Source organism: Vibrio sp. Evd11, assembly GCF_900382755.1.
Lineage (GTDB): Bacteria > Pseudomonadota > Gammaproteobacteria > Enterobacterales > Vibrionaceae > Vibrio > Vibrio lentus.
In genome coordinates this window covers 48,513-66,047 of sequence record NZ_OSDX01000024.1, presented here as the reverse complement: position 1 = coordinate 66,047, position 17,535 = coordinate 48,513, and the positions used below count along the sequence as shown (strand labels likewise).

General features: G+C 43.4%; 16 protein-coding genes. 8 read left to right on the top strand and 8 right to left on the bottom strand.

The features are described from left to right. Positions 1–178 precede the first annotated feature (178 nt). Together ED652_RS12390 and ED652_RS12385 are read left to right on the top strand one after the other, a co-directional pair. Entirely contained in the window at positions 179–1,069 is an 891-nt protein-coding gene (locus tag ED652_RS12390) for a DMT family transporter (RefSeq protein ID WP_017089881.1), read from the top strand. Positions 1,070–1,137: 68 nt separating this feature from the next. Continuing rightward, a complete protein-coding gene (locus ED652_RS12385) occupies positions 1,138–1,755 on the top strand; it encodes a glutaredoxin domain-containing protein (protein ID WP_122055009.1) in 618 nt (205 codons plus the stop codon). 163 nt (positions 1,756–1,918) lie between these two features. On the opposite strand, the gene ED652_RS24110 is transcribed toward ED652_RS12385, so the two are convergent. The 3 genes from ED652_RS24110 to ED652_RS12375 form a co-directional block, all read right to left on the bottom strand. Next, entirely contained in the window at positions 1,919–2,053 is a 135-nt protein-coding gene (locus ED652_RS24110; RefSeq protein WP_301951207.1) for a hypothetical protein, read from the bottom strand. 226 nt (positions 2,054–2,279) lie between these two features. After that, the gene (locus ED652_RS12380; protein WP_017105643.1) at positions 2,280–2,630 is read right to left on the bottom strand and encodes a hypothetical protein; all 351 of its coding nucleotides are present in this window, start codon (positions 2,628–2,630) and stop codon (positions 2,280–2,282) included. A gap of 91 nt (positions 2,631–2,721) precedes the next feature. Next, positions 2,722–3,927 (bottom strand): multidrug effflux MFS transporter, encoded by a 1,206-nt coding sequence (locus ED652_RS12375; protein WP_122055007.1) that lies wholly within the window; start codon positions 3,925–3,927, stop codon positions 2,722–2,724. A gap of 108 nt (positions 3,928–4,035) precedes the next feature. Here ED652_RS12375 and ED652_RS12370 point away from each other — a divergent pair, with 108 nt between their 5' ends. Both ED652_RS12370 and ED652_RS12365 read left to right on the top strand, forming a co-directional pair. Further along, positions 4,036–4,932 carry a LysR family transcriptional regulator gene (locus ED652_RS12370; RefSeq protein ID WP_122055006.1) on the top strand — a complete coding sequence of 299 codons (897 nt, stop codon included), beginning with the start codon at positions 4,036–4,038 and terminating at the stop codon, positions 4,930–4,932. A gap of 175 nt (positions 4,933–5,107) precedes the next feature. Then, positions 5,108–6,976, top strand: coding sequence for a bifunctional diguanylate cyclase/phosphodiesterase (locus ED652_RS12365; protein WP_122055004.1), 1,869 nt, complete (start codon positions 5,108–5,110; stop codon positions 6,974–6,976). Positions 6,977–7,181: 205 nt separating this feature from the next. Here the strand turns inward: ED652_RS12365 and ED652_RS12355 are convergent, their stop codons facing one another. The 3 genes from ED652_RS12355 to ED652_RS12345 form a co-directional block, all read right to left on the bottom strand. After that, a complete protein-coding gene (locus ED652_RS12355; RefSeq protein WP_017109037.1) occupies positions 7,182–8,474 on the bottom strand; it encodes a peptidoglycan DD-metalloendopeptidase family protein in 1,293 nt (430 codons plus the stop codon). A 353-nt stretch (positions 8,475–8,827) separates the two neighbouring features. Beyond that, the gene (locus ED652_RS12350; RefSeq protein WP_017105639.1) at positions 8,828–9,127 is read right to left on the bottom strand and encodes an isoamylase early set domain-containing protein; all 300 of its coding nucleotides are present in this window, start codon (positions 9,125–9,127) and stop codon (positions 8,828–8,830) included. 127 nt (positions 9,128–9,254) lie between these two features. Beyond that, positions 9,255–9,908 carry a hypothetical protein gene (locus ED652_RS12345; RefSeq protein WP_122055000.1) on the bottom strand — a complete coding sequence of 218 codons (654 nt, stop codon included), beginning with the start codon at positions 9,906–9,908 and terminating at the stop codon, positions 9,255–9,257. 32 nt (positions 9,909–9,940) lie between these two features. Between ED652_RS12345 and ED652_RS12340 the strand changes: the two genes are divergently transcribed. From ED652_RS12340 to ED652_RS12325, 4 genes are all read left to right on the top strand, one after another. After that, positions 9,941–10,423: a GFA family protein gene (locus ED652_RS12340; RefSeq protein WP_174214629.1), complete on the top strand. Its 483-nt coding sequence runs from the start codon at positions 9,941–9,943 to the stop codon at positions 10,421–10,423. A gap of 150 nt (positions 10,424–10,573) precedes the next feature. Continuing rightward, positions 10,574–11,248: a YoaK family protein gene (locus tag ED652_RS12335; RefSeq protein WP_122054996.1), complete on the top strand. Its 675-nt coding sequence runs from the start codon at positions 10,574–10,576 to the stop codon at positions 11,246–11,248. Positions 11,249–11,477: 229 nt separating this feature from the next. Beyond that, positions 11,478–12,848, top strand: coding sequence for a YjiH family protein (locus tag ED652_RS12330; protein ID WP_017105635.1), 1,371 nt, complete (start codon positions 11,478–11,480; stop codon positions 12,846–12,848). Positions 12,849–13,273: 425 nt separating this feature from the next. Continuing rightward, a complete protein-coding gene (locus tag ED652_RS12325) occupies positions 13,274–15,145 on the top strand; it encodes a methyl-accepting chemotaxis protein (protein ID WP_065111416.1) in 1,872 nt (623 codons plus the stop codon). Between the two features lie 309 nt (positions 15,146–15,454). Here the strand turns inward: ED652_RS12325 and ED652_RS12320 are convergent, their stop codons facing one another. Beyond that, on the bottom strand, positions 15,455–16,840 hold the full coding sequence (locus ED652_RS12320) for an alpha-amylase family glycosyl hydrolase (RefSeq protein WP_122054995.1): 1,386 nt from the start codon (positions 16,838–16,840) through the stop codon (positions 15,455–15,457). Positions 16,841–17,123: 283 nt separating this feature from the next. After that, the gene (gene ppiC, locus ED652_RS12315) at positions 17,124–17,447 is read right to left on the bottom strand and encodes a peptidylprolyl isomerase PpiC (RefSeq protein ID WP_122054993.1); all 324 of its coding nucleotides are present in this window, start codon (positions 17,445–17,447) and stop codon (positions 17,124–17,126) included. Positions 17,448–17,535 lie beyond the last annotated feature (88 nt).

Here is a 17,535-nt window from a genome sequence, read left to right as displayed (position 1 = left end):
TCTGACAGCTCTGGAGGATCGTTCAACCGATCACTTTAGTCCTAACTGATCGGCATTAGGGCAATAGCTCAACCTTTTTCATATTCAAATATTCTGACTAACTTCATCAATGCTTTTTCTGGTTAAGTGGTGCTAAATCCGTATCATAGGTGAACCACATCAAATAATTAGAAGCATCATGTCACAACACCATCCGATCCAAGGCGCTAGCTGGATGCTAACCGCAGGCCTAGCCTTTGCCGTTATTAACAGCCTAACTCAAATCGCTAGCATTCATTTCGGACTTACTTCTACTACCGTTGCCGTCATTCAATACGCCATCGCGTTGTTCGCTATTCTTCCTTACCTGAAAACGCTGGGCATTCGCCGCGCGCTAAAAACCGACAACCTCAAGTTGCATGTATTCCGTGTGTTTTTATCGGTGATTGGTATTCAACTTTGGATATGGGCGCTGGCTTACCCAGTTCCTATTTGGCAAGGCATTGCCCTTCTCATGACGTCGCCACTGTTTGCAACCATAGGTTCAGGGCTTTTCCTCAAGGAGAAAGTTGGAGCTGCTCGCTGGGGCGCGACCTTAGCAGGTTTCGTGGGTGCGATGGTGATTCTAGAGCCGTGGGCTGAAGACTTTAACTGGGCAACGCTACTACCGATTGGCGCCGCTTTCTTTTGGGCATGCTACTCGCTCATGGTGAAAAAGCTCTCTTCACAAGACAGTCCTTCAACCATGGTGGTCTACCTTTTGCTATTGATTACGCCATTTAACATCCTACTTGCTGCGCCAGATTGGCAGACTCCAAGCGGCGGTACGATTTGGGCTATCTTAATTGTCATCGGTGTTATGACGGCACTCGCTCAATGGGCAATTGTAAAAGCCTACTCAGTCGCTGATGCTTCATTCGTACAACCTTTTGACCACGCAAAATTACCGCTAAATGTCCTAGCAGGTTGGATTGTATTTAGCTGGGTTCCACCGGGTCGTTTATGGCTAGGGGCTGCTATTATTATTGCGTCAGTCGCATTTATAACGCACTGGGAAACGAAAAAGCCGTCAAAACTGAAGAAAGTTTAGGGTTAGTGAAATAAATAGTTCAACTGTCCGTTCTATATGGATAAGAGAATTCAAACGAGGCCGTAACCATGAAGAAACCAGTCAAGATTACACTATACCGTTGGGCAGGCAGCTGGGGTCCATTTAAAGTTAATATCCCATGTGGGGAATGTACCCTTACCAAAGACATTCTTAAGGATACTTTTGAGAATGAGTTATCAGATGTCGATGTCGAACTGGAAGTGAAAGATTGGTTATCTCATTGGTGGGAACCACTCAAGCTGGGTTCTTGGCATGCGCCGATTCTTGTCGTTGAAGGCAAGGTTGTTAGCCAAGGCGAAGCACTCAATCGTGGAGTGTTAGTTCAATCAGTAATCAAAGAGTGGACGAAACGAGACAGCCTGAAAGGCAACATTGTTTACGGGAAAGCGACATGCCCATTCTGCGTCAAAGCAAAGAAAATGCTTGATGAAGCGGGTGTGGAGTACCAATACCACGATGTCGTGAAAGACAGCGCCGCTCTATATCGCATGATTCCAGAAGTAAAAGCGCACATTGGTGAAAAAACACCAGTCACCGTCCCTCAGATCTGGCTTGATGGTAAATACATTGGCGGAGCAGACAACTTAGAAGCTTGGATGAAAGAAAATGGTCTAGATTCCATTCCAAACAACGTTGTCGATTTATCTAACCAATCGGCTAGTTGATCTCCAAAGCTCGCTGAATAAGCTGAATAAGCTGCTGAGTTAAAAGATTTTTTGTGTCCATCCACAATAAAAAAGAGCGTTGAATGTCATCAATTGCTCAAACGAAAAAGGCCTTAAACTTCATTGAGTTTAAGGCCTTTTAAAATTCCGTTTTAAAAAATGCTTACTTAGACATTTTCTTCATCATTCGCTTAAAGAACGATGGTTTCTTAGGCTTTGACTTGCCATACAATGTTTCGTGCATCATGTTTTTTGCTACAATTTGGCCAAGGTATGCGTGGCCTAGTTCGTAATTCATGCTTATCTCCGCACATAATCAGTTTTCTTATGCGCGGATTCTACACTTAAAGCACCCAAAAACAAGACATACATCACACTTTTATGTAATTAAATTCCGAGTTTACATATGAGTTTATAAATAGAACGCAATAAAAAAGCAGCTCAATAAGCTGCTTTTAGAAAAAGGCTGAGTTCTAAAAAACCGTTAGTTCTAAAGATACCTTTCAAACGAAGCTGTTATAACACTAGCTGCGCTTTGGCTGTCTGTAAGTTTTACCAGCAATCTGGTACGTATCTTTTTGCTTTAATTCGAACATTGTCTCGAAGAACCAAGCTGCAAATTTGATTAAGTCATCGCCTTCGTTCATAACGTGTTCGATGTACTCTTGCTCTTCGCCTTGTTCATTCTCTTGAAGCGTCACGTGGTAAATACGCTTTTCGCCGTCAACTTCAGCTAACGCAAATTGACCAGTCAGTGATTCTGCAGCCTCAGCGACTTCAGTATCCTCGTTGGATTTCAATAGCTCGAGCGCTTGAGGCAAGCCATCCAGAACACAGATCGCTTTTACCAGTACTTCAAATTCATTTTGCTGCATGTTTTACACCTATTAAATGGACCGAAGTATTGTAGGAAACCATCAACACAAATACAACGCTTTAACTAGAGCGTGTAAGTATAAAACCTATCTAGCTATACTCTATTGCTGCAGAGGTGATTTTTTTGTTGGCTCGACTTGAGGACCGCAATACTGAGCCCATACCCACACCAATAATCAGGTAGAACACGCCAAGCTGTAGGTGAGTTGTGACCCAACTTTCAACTAAGTACCCACCTAACAAGCCCGCCAAACACATTTGAATGGAGCCCGACAGCGCAGACACCGCGCCAGCTTGTTTCTTATGCGGTTCCAACAGCATGCTGATCGATAGAGGGAAAGAGATGCCCTGCGCTATCGCCAACCAAGTGAATGCCCACACTAGGTTAAAGATGGATAATTCATGTGTTAATAACCAAGTACCTGACGCCAACACGATCAAAATCGCAAGACTCATCAATTGCGGAGTGCTAAACCTACGATTAAGTAAGTTCAACACTACACTGCCGATCAACAATCCTGCCGAAGGAACAATCATCAAAGAGCCATATTCAGCCGCGGTCAACCCCAGTTGCTCTTGCATCAAGAACGGGAACAGCGATAACGACACCAAGCTCGCCATGTAACTCATCCAGTTATAACTCGCGCTGCTGATCACTTGGCGATTGGTCAACAAGCGCCCGTAGTTCTTCACTACTTGGCTGACTTCAAAACGACTCTTTCCGTAAGGCAGTGTCTCGGGCAACACAAAGTAACCGAGAATATATATGGCCAATAAATACAATAGAACAAACAGGAACACCGCCTGCCAGCCTAGATGAAACGAGATCCAACCACCAAACACTGGCGCAATAATCGGCATGATAGAAGCTGTGATTGAAATATAAGACAGCGCCTTAGTGAGTTGAGGGCCATCATAACTGTCCCTAAGAACACTACGCCCGAGCACCGAAGCACTGCCCGCGCCTAAGCCTTGCAACAAGCGGCCAACTTCTAAAGCGGTCATATTGTCAGAAAATGCAAAACAAACGATGGTACCAATCAGATAAACACCTTGACCCAACAAGAAGATAGGTCGTCTTCCCACTGCATCAGACATTGGGCCATAAAATAGCTGCGACAAACCGAAACCCACAAGAAACAGTGTAACGAGCAGTTGCACATCCACTTGGGTAACACTTAAGTCAGAAGCAATTAATGGCAATGATGGGAGGTAGATACTCACACCCACTTGTCCCGTAGCAATGATCATCATCGCTAAGAGTAACGGCGGTTTTTTAAAGGTCGATTGGCTCAAAAAATTCCCTATTCGTTTGTTATTTGTTCATGATATAAGTCTATATTCAAAACCAGTAATTGATAATTAACCAAATTGGAATTTGATTAAGTCCTAACAGGAAATAATATGGATTGGATTCTTAATGTAAAAAGCTACGTAACAGTAGTTGAAGAAGGCAGCTTCAATGGAGCCGCACGTAAACTGAATACCACCAGTTCAGCGATCAGCAAAAGAGTGAACTGGCTAGAAGAGCGCATCGGGACTCAACTATTAAAGCGCACGACTCGCTCAATTAGCCAAACCGAGGCAGGCGCACTCTTTTACCTACGAGCCAAAGATCAGCTCGATAATTGGCAGTCGATTATTGATGAGACTCGCTCAGTAAACCAAACACCAGCAGGCCTGCTAAAAATAGGGGCAACCATTGCTGTTGGCTCTAAGTTTCTAGTGCAATACATGGACGACTTCTTAGAAAAATACCCAGATATCAAGGTACAACTCATCACCACCACTTCAGGACAATTACCTGAGCTTGGATTGGATCTGGTGATCAGTCGAGAATTGGAACAGCTCAACTCTTTAAGCTTCAAGAAAACGCCCTTGTTTGAGCACAAGGCAGGGTTCTATGCCGCACCGAGTTACCTCGCCAAACACGGCTACCCCACCTGCGAACAAGATTTAGAGCAGCATAATTCCTTAATCTGGGGAGAGCGTCCGACTCGAGAAGTGACACTCACTAAAGGTCAGCGAATCACGTTGAATGGAAACTTCGCGACTACTAATCCTGAGGCTTTGTTTCATGCGGCAAAGCGAGGAATGGGCGTGCTTTTAACCATCAAAGCAATGATCAAAGAAGATCTAAAGCAAGGGACATTAGTTCCAGTCTTGCCAAATATAACGGCCGACGAAGTGATGGTTTATGCGTACTACCCTAAGCTTGACTACTCACATACACGAACAAAGCTATTTTTGGATCACCTGAAAGACAGGCTAGACAGAGAACGTAGCTCTCAGATTTTTTGAAATAAGTCACAACTGAGTTTGAAAAAATAGATAACACGACCAATAATAAACTAGACGCATATTAATTATGTGTGCCGTTTTTATGCATACAAGACTATACACTTAAAAACTATGCTTATAAAAATCATATATATATAGCTTACACACTGATTCTGGTTAGCTACGGATGGTGACTATGACTCAACATACGCACAGCAGCATGATAGATACAGAGCGCATTGGCCGTTTACTGAAATTGGAAGGTATCGACCTTTTAGAGTCGGCCGTGCTTACTTTGCATCAAACATTTGGTACTCAATACACCAGCATCATTGAGAAAAAATACTTTCCAGACCAAATGGTACCTTTGGTAATTGCGCAATCTGACCACGTACTGCATGACAAAATCAATCCACGTCATGGTCACATCTACCAACAAGCCGTTAATCAAAGTCACCCTGATTGTTCTTTCGCTCAATACATTGTTAAATCTTTGCCAACGTCAGCGTTCAGGCAAGAGTTCACCTCTCAAAACTCGATTGCAATACCCACTCGAACTCAGAGTGGCGAAGTCATGGGTGTGTTGTTTTCGACCTTTACATCACCTCTTAGCCCTGTCCAACAGCAAGAAGTGATCAAACACCATCAACTTTTCGCAGACATCGTCATTCATACCTTACGTGAGATGTGGTTCAACGACCGATCTGAGCAGTTGGTCAATCAGCTCAGTTATGAAGTCTCACACGATAGTCTTACTGGGTTGCTCAACCGCAGTTGCTTGTCGGATACGTTAGAGTCCATTACTCAACAAAATGTCACCCCTTTTACTGTGGCTCTGTTGGATATAAACAGCTTCAAAGCCATTAACGACATGCACGGCAATTACATTGGTGACAAGGTATTGCAGCATGTCGCTGAAACCCTACGCAGAACATTACCAGAGAACAACTTAACCTTTCGAACAGCAGGTAACGAGTTCGCTTTCATTACTTATCATAACGACCCAATCGGTATCTGCGAACAGATAGTAACCAAAATAAAACAAGGCTACTGCAGCGTTGATTTGAAGATTGATTTTGATGTCAGTATTGGTATCGCTCGCTCAGATGGAAATAATAAAGATGTAGAACAGATCATCTTTAATACCAGTTTGGCTTTAAAAGAATGTAAGCAGCACACTGATACGCACATCCAATGCTACGACACCCATTTAAGAGCGCGCTATCAAAGAAAAACCGAGCTGATTGCGGCGTTACGCAGTGAGCTTGAAGGCTCGATATCAAGTAAAACGGTATCGAATGGCAATCAAGCCAATGCCCCTACATCTGAAAACAATGGAATGTATGTGGTGGTCCAACCGATCGTAGGTAAAGACGATACGCGTTGGGAATATTTTGAGGTACTCACTCGTTGGAAAACAACTCAACACGGAGACATATCTCCAGTAGAGTTTATACAAGTTGCGGAAGAATCTGGCCTTATCGTCGAGTTAGGTGAACGTATTATCGAACTCGTTTGCCGAGCAAAAATCACTCTTGAGCAAGGCTTAGGCTATAAAATCAAACTGGGTATCAACTGTTCCGCTCACGAGCTTAGTGACTCTAAACGCTACCTTGCCTACCTCACTAGAACGATCAAACAGTACAACTTCGAAGCGAATGAGTTTGTTATCGAGTTGACCGAAACCGTATTGCTTTCACCAACACCTGAAGTCAAAAACGCCCTCAACTATCTTCGAGAGCAAGGCTTCACCATTGCTTTAGACGACTTTGGTACTGGCTATTCAAGCCTGAACTACATCCACAGCTACCCTATCGATTGCATTAAGATCGATGCTGTCTTTATCCAGAACCTGTTAACCAACTCCACATCAGAAAGCGTCGTTTGGTTGATCATTCAATTAGCGCAAAGACTGGGGGTCTCACTCGTCGCCGAAGGTGTCGAAGAGCGTGAGCAATTAGATAAACTCCACTCAATGGGGTGCGATAGTATCCAAGGTTACTTCTATTCTTGTCCACTCCGCCCAGAAACCATCGTCAGCAATATAAATGCGCTGAGCGTATGACAGCAAAAATCTTCAGGCCTCTGAGCTTTTGGCTTTTGGCTTTTGAGAGGATGTCGCTTGAGCAACAAAAAAGCCACGAGGGCAGAATTGAACACTTAGGTATTCAAATCAGCACTCGCGGCTTTTCAATGTTTAGATATATAAGCGACCAAGCTATTCGTTTATTCACCGATTAGACTCATCAGCGATATCCGACTCGCTATCACTAGCTGTTGTTAGATTGTTCTTCCAACGCTTTCTTAAGCAGCTTGTCGGCTTCATCTCTCGATGCTACGAATGTCGCTTTTTCCTTTTTCGGCACTGAGTCAGCCATCGGAATGTTCGCTGTCATCGCGTTAACAGGACGACCACGTTCGATCAGTTCATAATGCAAATGTGCACCCGTCACTCGGCCAGTTTTACCCGATAAGCCAATACGTTGACCACGAGATACTGTTTGCCCTTTACGAACAAGAATCTTACTTAAATGCAAGTAGCGCGTTTTGTAAGTGCTGCCGTGCTGAATCACCACATAGTTACCCGCGTAAGGGTGTTTACGGGTCATGATCACCTTACCATCACCGGTAGCTTGAACTGGCGTACCAATTGGCGTAGCGAAGTCTGTACCGTTATGTGGTGAGATTCGACCTGTCACAGGGTGTAAGCGTTTAGGGTTGAATTGAGAACTCTGACGCCAGCTGCTGCTCACAGGGTAACGTTGGAAAGCGCGTTGTAGGCTATCACCGTCCGCATCGTAGTATTGACCATCGGTATGAAGATAAGCAGAAACAACGCGATTTTTGTTGATGATCTTAATCGCTTCAATTTCACGTTTTCCGGTTGCAACACCGTCAACAAATTGAGCTTTCTGAAGCACTTCAAACTGATCGCCAGCACGTAGGTCACGGCTAAAGTTCAACTTGTCTTTAAGAAGAGTCACAATATGGTCAATCTCAAGACTGTTCAGGCCGACTTTATTCGCCGACATAGAGAAGCTGCCTTGAATATCGCCCACTAGAGGTCTTTGCTTCCATTCACCAGGAATAGAGATGTCTTCAAATTCGTAGCTACCGTCATCAAGCAGTCGGTAAACCGCTTTATCAGCAACACTAAATTGAATTTCCATCTTGGACAGATCGCCCGTCGCCTCGTCACGCCAAAAGCGTAATGTGTTACCAGGTCTAAGCGTGTCTAGCGCAAGGAAGTTTAAATCCGTTTCCATCACGCTCATCATCGATTTATAAGAAAATCCAAGCTGAGTGAAAATGCTGCTTAAGTTATCGCCCGTTTGAATTTGATATTCAAATGTCGGCGGCTCGATAATAACAACAGAAGAAGGTGACAGAATTGACTCAATCACGGTTGAGTCCGGTAAATTCAGATCGATCGTTTTGGTCAGATCTGATTGAGAAGTTTGTAAAGCAACACCGATAACTGCAATAAGTGGCAGCCCTAAAATAGCTGCTTTTTTTACAGGTGAAAGCTCAGAAAACGGAGAGGAGAATATTTTTGAATACACGGTAAACAGGTCTTTCTACGATATAAAGGCATAGGATATGCTTTTCAAACGCATAAATCATCAATGCATTGTCATAATATGATGCGAATCTTACTCATCGCACCTAAGTCATTGAGTTACCGTCCCTGTAAAACACTTTATCGCAAATAAAATTAACCGCTAAATTTAAAAATAAAAAAGCAGAAACACCTAGCTTCTGCTTTCTATTGATTTAGGTTATCCCGCTTTGCTTAATTAATAAACAAGCTGTATTGATCGTAAAATCTTGACTGAATACGCCCGTATAACAGTGTGTCTCACGAGTCAGCAGTTAAGCAATTAAATAACTACGTAACTACGTAACTACGTTAAGGTTAAGCAGTAACCGTCGATACCAAACAGTTATCGCCACCAAAATCATTGGGGATATAACGATCAGCATTTGCATCGTTCACCCACTCTTGGTCATCAACAAGGTAACGAAATTGAAACTCGCCATCTTTAGGCAGACGAGTTTTAAATTTGTAGACTTTCCCTTTCGCCAACTTTTTCATTGGGGTTGCTTTCCAATCAAGAAAATCAGCCACAATCGAAACTGAGTTTGCTTCTTGAGCTTCCAGCTCGAAGGTCACTTCCACTTCATCTTTGGTTTTAAAAAAACGTTTATTAATCATTCGCAAGCTCCATTTGTAAAAATATAAGCAGACACCGCCTTGAGGAGTGTCTAAATTTCATTCATCTAACTACGATAATATGTAATTTGGCTCACATAAACAACAGATCCTTATACGAACAAAAATGTTATTGCTTACCAATTGATTGCGTATCAAAAGAAAAACTCATTAACACCTTTTCAGACGGTGCTTCTGCGAATGATTGTTCCGCAGAATGCTGTGTAAAGCCGATAAAACCTTTCCCTGTAAGTTTACTATTTTTCGTATCTTCAACAGACTGAGTCACATCTAAGGTTTGGATTTGCACGCGATCGCCGAGTAAAAGCTGGTCGACGAGCACAACACGGCTTCGCTGCTGATCGTGTTTAAACAGTCCAAGGTAATAAAATACGCCGCTGCCTTGGTTCGATATCCACATTGGCGCAACAAAGAAACTCGCTTTGCCCAATGTCACTGCAGAAATACTTTTGGTGTCTACTGTCGCCACACCGCGTTCAACACCGGAATCATAGCGCCCAAACGCGATTGCTTTGGTCTCATCGACTTCATTTATAAAAGCGTAAGCGTTGGTCTCAGGGACTTTAATTGTCCATGGGTTGGTCGTCTTCAAATCAAAAACAGTTTCAACGACTGGGTCATAACTGACTTGTGAAGAAGGAAACTTCGCCAAGATCTCTTCGTCACTTAAGCTAAAGCGATAGATACCCGCCAGTATCACCACGACAAGCATGACAATCGGAATCAGTAAAATCAGAGGTATAGGTAAGATTTTCTTTTTCATGAGCGATTATATTCTTTTATTTTCATCCAGTTGTGCAGACCATAAAGGGCTTTAGTATAATTATCAATACAGGGTTAACTGGAAGTGGAGCATGGATGGATATCAATCATATTAAAGATAGAAATATCAGAAGTTGCGAATGCCGCTGTGGAGCAGTCAACCTAGTATGCAGAGGCGAGCCTCAACGAACCTCTGTCTGCCATTGCTATGAATGTCAGAAACGCACCGGAAGTGTGTTCGGTGTTCAAGCTCGATACCCAATAGAGCAAATAACGCTAAGCGGAGAAGTCACCTCTTTTTCACGTATCAGCGATACTGGTAATGAAGTCACCTATCAATTTTGCCCGAAGTGTGGCACCACCATGCTTTTACAGTCCGTAGCCGCGGCTGATTTTTATATTGTCCCGCTCGGGTTATTTAAAGAGCAAGACTTTCCGTTACCAAGCTTTTCAATCTACGAAGAACGGAAACACGGTTGGGTCAAATTCGACCATCAAATGAATCACTACAACTAGCTTGTTACTGACCGTTATCTTTATAAAGCAACCGTATTAAAACAAACTGCAATACTGTTGCCTAAGATCAAATATCAACGCTCCACAACGCTAGCGTATCTTTTCGCTAGCGTTATAATCTGCTCCTCTTTCTAACCCAGGGTGAACCACATGATTTCTAAGCTACCTCGCTGGGTTGAATACGGCGCCTTACTGTTAGCGGGCCTAGCAGGCAGTGTTAATGCTATCGGCTTACTCGGCTTCCAACACCAAGCCATCTCCCACATATCCGGCACTATGTCTCTGTTAGGCAGTAGCTTACTAACCCCCACTAGTGCTTCAATACACCTGTTATTGGTCATCATGAGTTTTATGTTGGGCGCTGCTTTCAGTGGATTCTTTATTGAAAACCAAGCTCTGAAATTGGGTCGTCGATACGGTGTTGCGCTATTTATTGAGGGTGGATTGCTGTTTTTGGCGCTTTGGGCACTACTGGAAGGTTTTACTTCAGGGCAATACTTCGCTTCAGCCGCATGTGGCTTGCAAAATGCGATGATTACCACTTACAGCGGTGCGATTATTCGTACCACACACATGAGTGGCATCATTACCGATCTTGGGATCATGATTGGCGCTCGCCTCAAAGGCACACCGTTTGACCGTCGAAAAGCAAAACTACTCATGTTCATTGTGGTTGGCTTTTTGTTTGGGGGCTTAACCGGAGCTTGCCTGTTTCAACGCTTTGAGATTAACGCACTGGCTTTTCCGGCTTCATTTGCGTTCATTATTGCGTTTAGCTACTGGCTATATCTAACCTATCGGACTGAAACCCCAATCAATTTATAAATATCTGGCAATATATCCTCAATATACGTAACATCCGCAACACTTTATTCTAAACTCTTAATGAGTTGCAGAATAACCAGTGTGAATAGTTAGCGATATTTGATGAATAGTATTGCAAGCACTATCAATACTGGGTAATCTTGCAGCCAGTGAGAAAATACGGATGTTTAGAGAATAAAAACGCCAAGGATGTGGCTTTTTTACATGTAGAAATACGAGAACAATTAACATGTCTAACAACACGAATACTGCTCAACCAGAGAAATCTAAAGGCAGTTTCTGGGTTTTCTTAATCCCATCTCTGATTGGTTTGTTCCTTTTCATGGCTCCAATCAGCTACCAAGGTGATCTAACGATCCCTGTCGCTATTCTAGCGAAATCAATTCAAGCGGTTTTTGGTGAATACTTAGTTTCTATTATCACTGCAATCGTTGCTTTCATGTCTGTAGCTTCCGTTTTAAGCACCATTTTCAAACCTACATTCATTACATCAAGCTCTTTCTTAAACGGTCTTTTCAACCCATCTCCACTATGGTTGTTGGTTCGTCTTATCGGTGGTGCTGCTGCATTCATGGCTTTCTTCCAAGTAGGCCCTGAGTTTATCTGGGAAGAAAACACTGGTGGTCTTGTACTAGAAGGCCTACTTCCAACACTGTTCTCAGTATTTATCTTTGCAGGTTTACTATTACCACTTCTACTTAACTTCGGTTTGTTAGAACTGTTCGGTACGCTGCTAAGCAAAGTAATGCGTCCAATCTTCAACCTGCCAGGTCGTAGTGCTATCGACTGTATGGCTTCTTGGTTAGGTGACGGCAGTGTTGGTATCCTTCTTACAAGCAAACAGTACGAGAAGAAGTTCTACACTCAGCGTGAAGCTGCGGTTGTTGGTACCACTTTCTCAGCAGTATCTATTACGTTCAGTCTTGTGGTTATTGCTCAAGTAGAACTGGAGCACCTATTCCTGCCTTTCTACGCAGCAATCTGTCTAGCGGGTATTGTGGCTGCGGTAATCATCCCTCGCCTTCCTCCACTAAGCATGAAGAAAGACACCTTCATTGATGGCAGCAAGCCACACAAAGACGCTGACGCGATCCCTGCGGGTCACTCAACGTTCTCTTGGGGTCTTGAGCTAGCAGTAAACAAAGCGTCACAAGTTAAATCAGCTAAGTCTGTATTTGGCGAAGGCGTTCGTAACGCAGTCGATATGGTATTCGGCGTACTGCCTGTGGTTATGGGGCTTGGTACTATGGCTTTGGTTATTGCGGAATACACTTCAGTGTTCTCATTCCTAGGTCAACCTTTCATTCCATTCCTAGAGCTACTTGGTGTACCTGAAGCGGTTGCAGCATCTGAAACGATTGTTGTTGGTTTTGCGGATATGTTTATCCCAGCAATCCTTGCTGCTTCTATCGACAACGAGATGACTCGCTTTGTGATTGCGGCGATGTCGGTAACTCAGCTGATCTACATGTCTGAAGTAGGCGCTCTGCTTCTAGGCAGTAAGATTCCAGTGAACATTCTAGAGCTGTTTATTATCTTTATTCTGCGTACTTTAATTACGCTTCCAGTTATCGCTGGTGTAGCGCATCTAATATTCTAAATTAGACGCTACTTATATAACATCCTCTATTAAAGCCTCACTTTTGTGGGGCTTTTTATTTTCGTTGAACATATTCACCTTCTCACCCAAAACTCCATCAATATATAAAACCTGCAGTTCGCTTGATTTCATATCTATTTATCCTCTCCATCGTTTTTAATAGAAAACCACACACATAAACGTCTAATTAATAAATTATCAATACCCGCTGGCTCTGGGCTCGCGTGTATCTTCAACTCATTGAACCAAATACTAAAAGTAACAAATATGTGATTTAGTGAATTTTGTATTGTTTAGGTTGTTGTATTTTTGTAGTCTATTTTGTGAAATTACATTCAAGTAAATTCCAATCTCGTCGATATATATAATTAGAAAAACACGATTAACTTTAGACTTCGCAAAGCCTGTGAGAAGGGGAACACTCAATGAAATTTAGCCATAAGGTGGTTGCTGCATCATCAGCCTTGCTGCTAGTGACAGTATCATTGCTTTCAATACAACAACTTTACACCGTAAGAAGTGCTGTAGAAAACCACGTCAATGCGAGCCTGAAAGAAATGGTTTCTGGCGTTAAGAATACCGTCGAATCAGAGATGAACGCCAAGAAAGCGTTGGCTCAATCGACGACTGAAGTCATCGAGATCAACCCTGAAGATCGTACATACGTAAAAGAAATCTTAGAGAAACCAAAGCTTAAAAACAGCTTTCTTGCGGTTGGCTTTGGTTACGAAGCAAACGGTTTCGTCATTGAAAATGATGACGGTTGGGAAGCGGGTCCAGATTACGACCCTCGAATTCGTCCTTGGTACATTGATGCTAAATCCAAAAACAGTTTAGTTGTTACCGCTCCTTATGTGGATGCATCAAGTAAGAAAGTCATCATCTCAGTGGGTACACCAGTTAAAGACAACGGCCGCTTCACTGCTGGTATGTTCTACGATCTAGAATTGACCAACCTTGCGACATTGGTAAACCAAGTGAACTTGTTTGATGCGGGCTACCTATTCCTAGTCACTGCTGACGGCACCACGATTGCTCACCCGAATGCGAAAAACAATGGCGAAATGCTTTCAAGCTACATGCCACAAGCAAGCATTCGTGAAGGCTCTCAAGAAATTGAGGTCGACGGCAAGATGTTCCTAGTGAACTTCACTCACATCCCAAGTGAAGACTGGTACATTGGTGCAATCCTTGATGAAGAAATCGCTTACCAAACCGTTGAAGATTTGAAAAACAGCTCAATGATCTACTCGTTGATTGCGGTTATTCTCAGCATCATTGCACTGACTGTTTTGATTCGTGTGTTAATGCGTCCACTGGATGTGCTTAACCAAGCCATTCAAGATGTGGCGAGTGGTCAAGGTGACTTAACTAAGCGCCTAGATACCAACACAGACCAAGAGTTCTCTGACCTAGCGAAAGGTTTCAACACCTTTACCGAAAACCTGCAAAATCAGATCATTCAATCAAAAGCGATTGGTGTTGAAATTAAACGAGGTACTGAAATCACGGTTAAAGGTGCAGGCGAATCAGCAAACGCGATGAATACGCAACTTCAAGAGCTAGAGCAGCTAGCAACCGCAATGAACGAAATGGCGGTGACTGCAACAGAAGTGGCGAACAACGCTCAAGGCGCTGCAGCTGCGGCTCGTGAAGCTGATGAAGCAACGCTAGACGGCACATCTGTCGTCAGTGACACCACACAAGCGATTGATAACCTTTCAGCGCGTATCGACCAAGCTGTAGCTGAAGTACAAGTACTTGAATCAGCAACTGCGAACATTGAAACGATTCTTAAGGTAATCAACGACATTGCAGACCAAACTAACCTATTGGCATTGAACGCAGCGATTGAAGCGGCGCGTGCTGGTGAATCAGGTCGTGGTTTCGCAGTCGTAGCCGACGAAGTTCGTACTCTGGCGCAACGTACTCAAGAATCGACCACTGAAATCCGTAACATGATCGAGCAGCTCCAAGCTGGCGCAAGCTCGGTATCTAATGCGATGAATCAAAGTAAAGACACAGCCACTGACGCCGTTGAACGTGCTCAGCAAGCGAACTCTTCACTTGACCGAATCCGTGACGCGATTCAGCGTATCTCTGATATGAACATTCAGATTGCTTCAGCAGCAGAAGAGCAAAGCTTGGTAGCGGAAGAGATCAATAACAACACTGTTAAGATCAAAGACCTTTCAACACAAGTATCCAACGCAGCTCAAGAAGCAAACACGGCAATGCAGGTACAAACTGACAATGTTCGTGCACAGGATGAACTATTGAACAAGTTCACGGTTTAATAGCCTGTCTGTTTAACTAACGCTCCGCTTAGTAACCAATAAACAGCTTCAAATAAAAAGCCCCGCTTACTGATTGCGAGTAAGCGGGGCTTTCTTTTTCGTCTTTTCTTTCTAACCGATTAGACGTAACTCATACCAATCACAGTAAGTAAGTGATCATAAATAGCGCAGGAAAAAGGCTTGAGAACAAGGCAGAAATTTTCGATAAGTAGTTATTCTACAATCAAAATTTATAACGAAGTTATCGAGCGTTTTAACAAGCTAGGATGACCAGTTATTTACTACGATTGGTATCATAACAGGCTCGAACTAGTTCGCCGTCAGCATCATGCACTGATTAGATTCAACCTTGATGGTTAAGTCCTTGCCAACACATTCGAATACATCACCAGACAACAGATCCGTTACTGCGCCAGTCCAATTTAATGAGGCTGTTTTGCTTCGTTTAGACTTGTTGATCACCACAATGCCTTTATCACCACGAACAAACACCAGCAAATCATCATTCGCTTCAACCACACGCATCGCTTCGCCATGAACATGGTTGTGGAATTGAATCATGCTTTTCATGTAAGGCGCTTGCCAGTCGTTAAGCCAACGAGGCTGACCGTTCTGATCCAGAATACCGCTGGTGCTTAGTTCACTGTAAACCAGTGGCACACCGCCATCTCGGCCCAAAATGAAGGCGTGAGCCAATCGTTCGTCGACTTCATCCATCACATGCTCCAAAAACACCTCGTTGTTTGGAATATCATGAGTGACAGCAAACGTTATCGCTCGCATGTTGGATAGCGCCTGACCAAAACAGTAAGGGTTGATCAGAGACTTAAAGCTGCCCTGCTCTTTAAAGGATTTGAAGATGGTATTGAACAGAGGGAAATCGTAAGCGCCTAAGCGAGTGTGTTTGAGGTAAGGCTGAAGGAACAGCTCGTACTCTTCTTTCGTCGCTCCGCCATCGGTAATAATCTCACCGAAAATGTGCATTTCTTCGCAGATATCATCAGTCCACACCTTACGCAAATGTGACAATGTCATGTGTTTCGCAGCATCAATGCGGAAACCTTTAACACCAATATCTTTCAGAGCTTTTAGGTACGCTCGCTGCTGTGCGACCACATTGTCGTTGTCTAGCAGTGTTGGCAAGCCAGGATCGCTGGCTCCACCAGTAATACGTCCGTTTTGCACTTCCCAAGTGTCTTTCCAGTTCTTGATGCCAAACGCTTCAACAAAGTCGTTTTCATCGAATAAAGGTTTAGAAAGATCACCAAACAGGCGTATCGATTCGTAATACTCAGAATCTTGTTGGTAAGATGCCATGTCTTGTTGGTTGGGATATGTTAAATCGCCACGGATACTCGATTCGTTAGCCATGTGATTGAACACAACGTCTACATAAGTTCGGAGCCCATGCTCCTTCAACGTGTTCACCATCGCAGTGAAATCTTGCGTGTCACCCAACTGATTATCGATCACACGATAATCTTGTGGTTGATAGCGCTGCCACCATTGGGTGCCAGAATCACGGTCGCAGCCTTTAGGTCCGCGTAACGACTTCATCGCCGGTGATACTAAAACAGATTTATAACCCAACTCTTGGATCAGTGGGGCGTTCTTCATTACGTCAGCGTAGCACCAGTCAAAAGCATGCAATATGACATCTGTCGCTGGGTTGCTTAACATAGCTGAACTCTCCATGTTGTTCTCCTACCAAACTCGTTTACAGCTTTCTAGATAAAGACAAAGGCTAAAAGGCAAAGCTGCATAAATTTCCTTAAGAATGGTATTTATTATATGAGTTACTCATTAAAAACCCTCCTCCTCCCACCGATTAGTCACGGCGGATAGTTGAGGGCGTAGCAGAAATTATCGCATAACGTCTGGGATGAACACTCAGCCATTGTGCTTTTAAATACGCCAAAAGGTCACAAAAAAGGAGCGTATATACGCTCCTTTTATTCAATCTAACGCATACTTATGACTAAGTTCTGTAAAGAACCTTAACCACGTGCCAACCGAATTTTGTTTTTACAAGATGTGGTACAAGCGTCTCGCCAGAAAAACAAACCTTATCAAACTGAGGCACCATTTGACCTTTTTTGAACTCGCCTAGGTCGCCGCCCTTTTTACCAGATGGACACGTTGAATACTTCTTCGCTAGCGTTTGAAACTTAGCGCCTTTTTTAAGCTGCGTGATGATATCTTCTGCTAGTTCTTTATGCTTCACCAAAATATGAAGCGCTGCTGCTGTTCTTGCCATGATAATTCTCAGTTTGTTGCTGTCTGCTTGCCGACTTACATTCATCGACAGCGAGTATTTAGCGTGATTTTAACCCAAGAACCGCCATTCTTCACTCTATAACCGAAAACAACTACCTTAAAGCCCTTTAAAA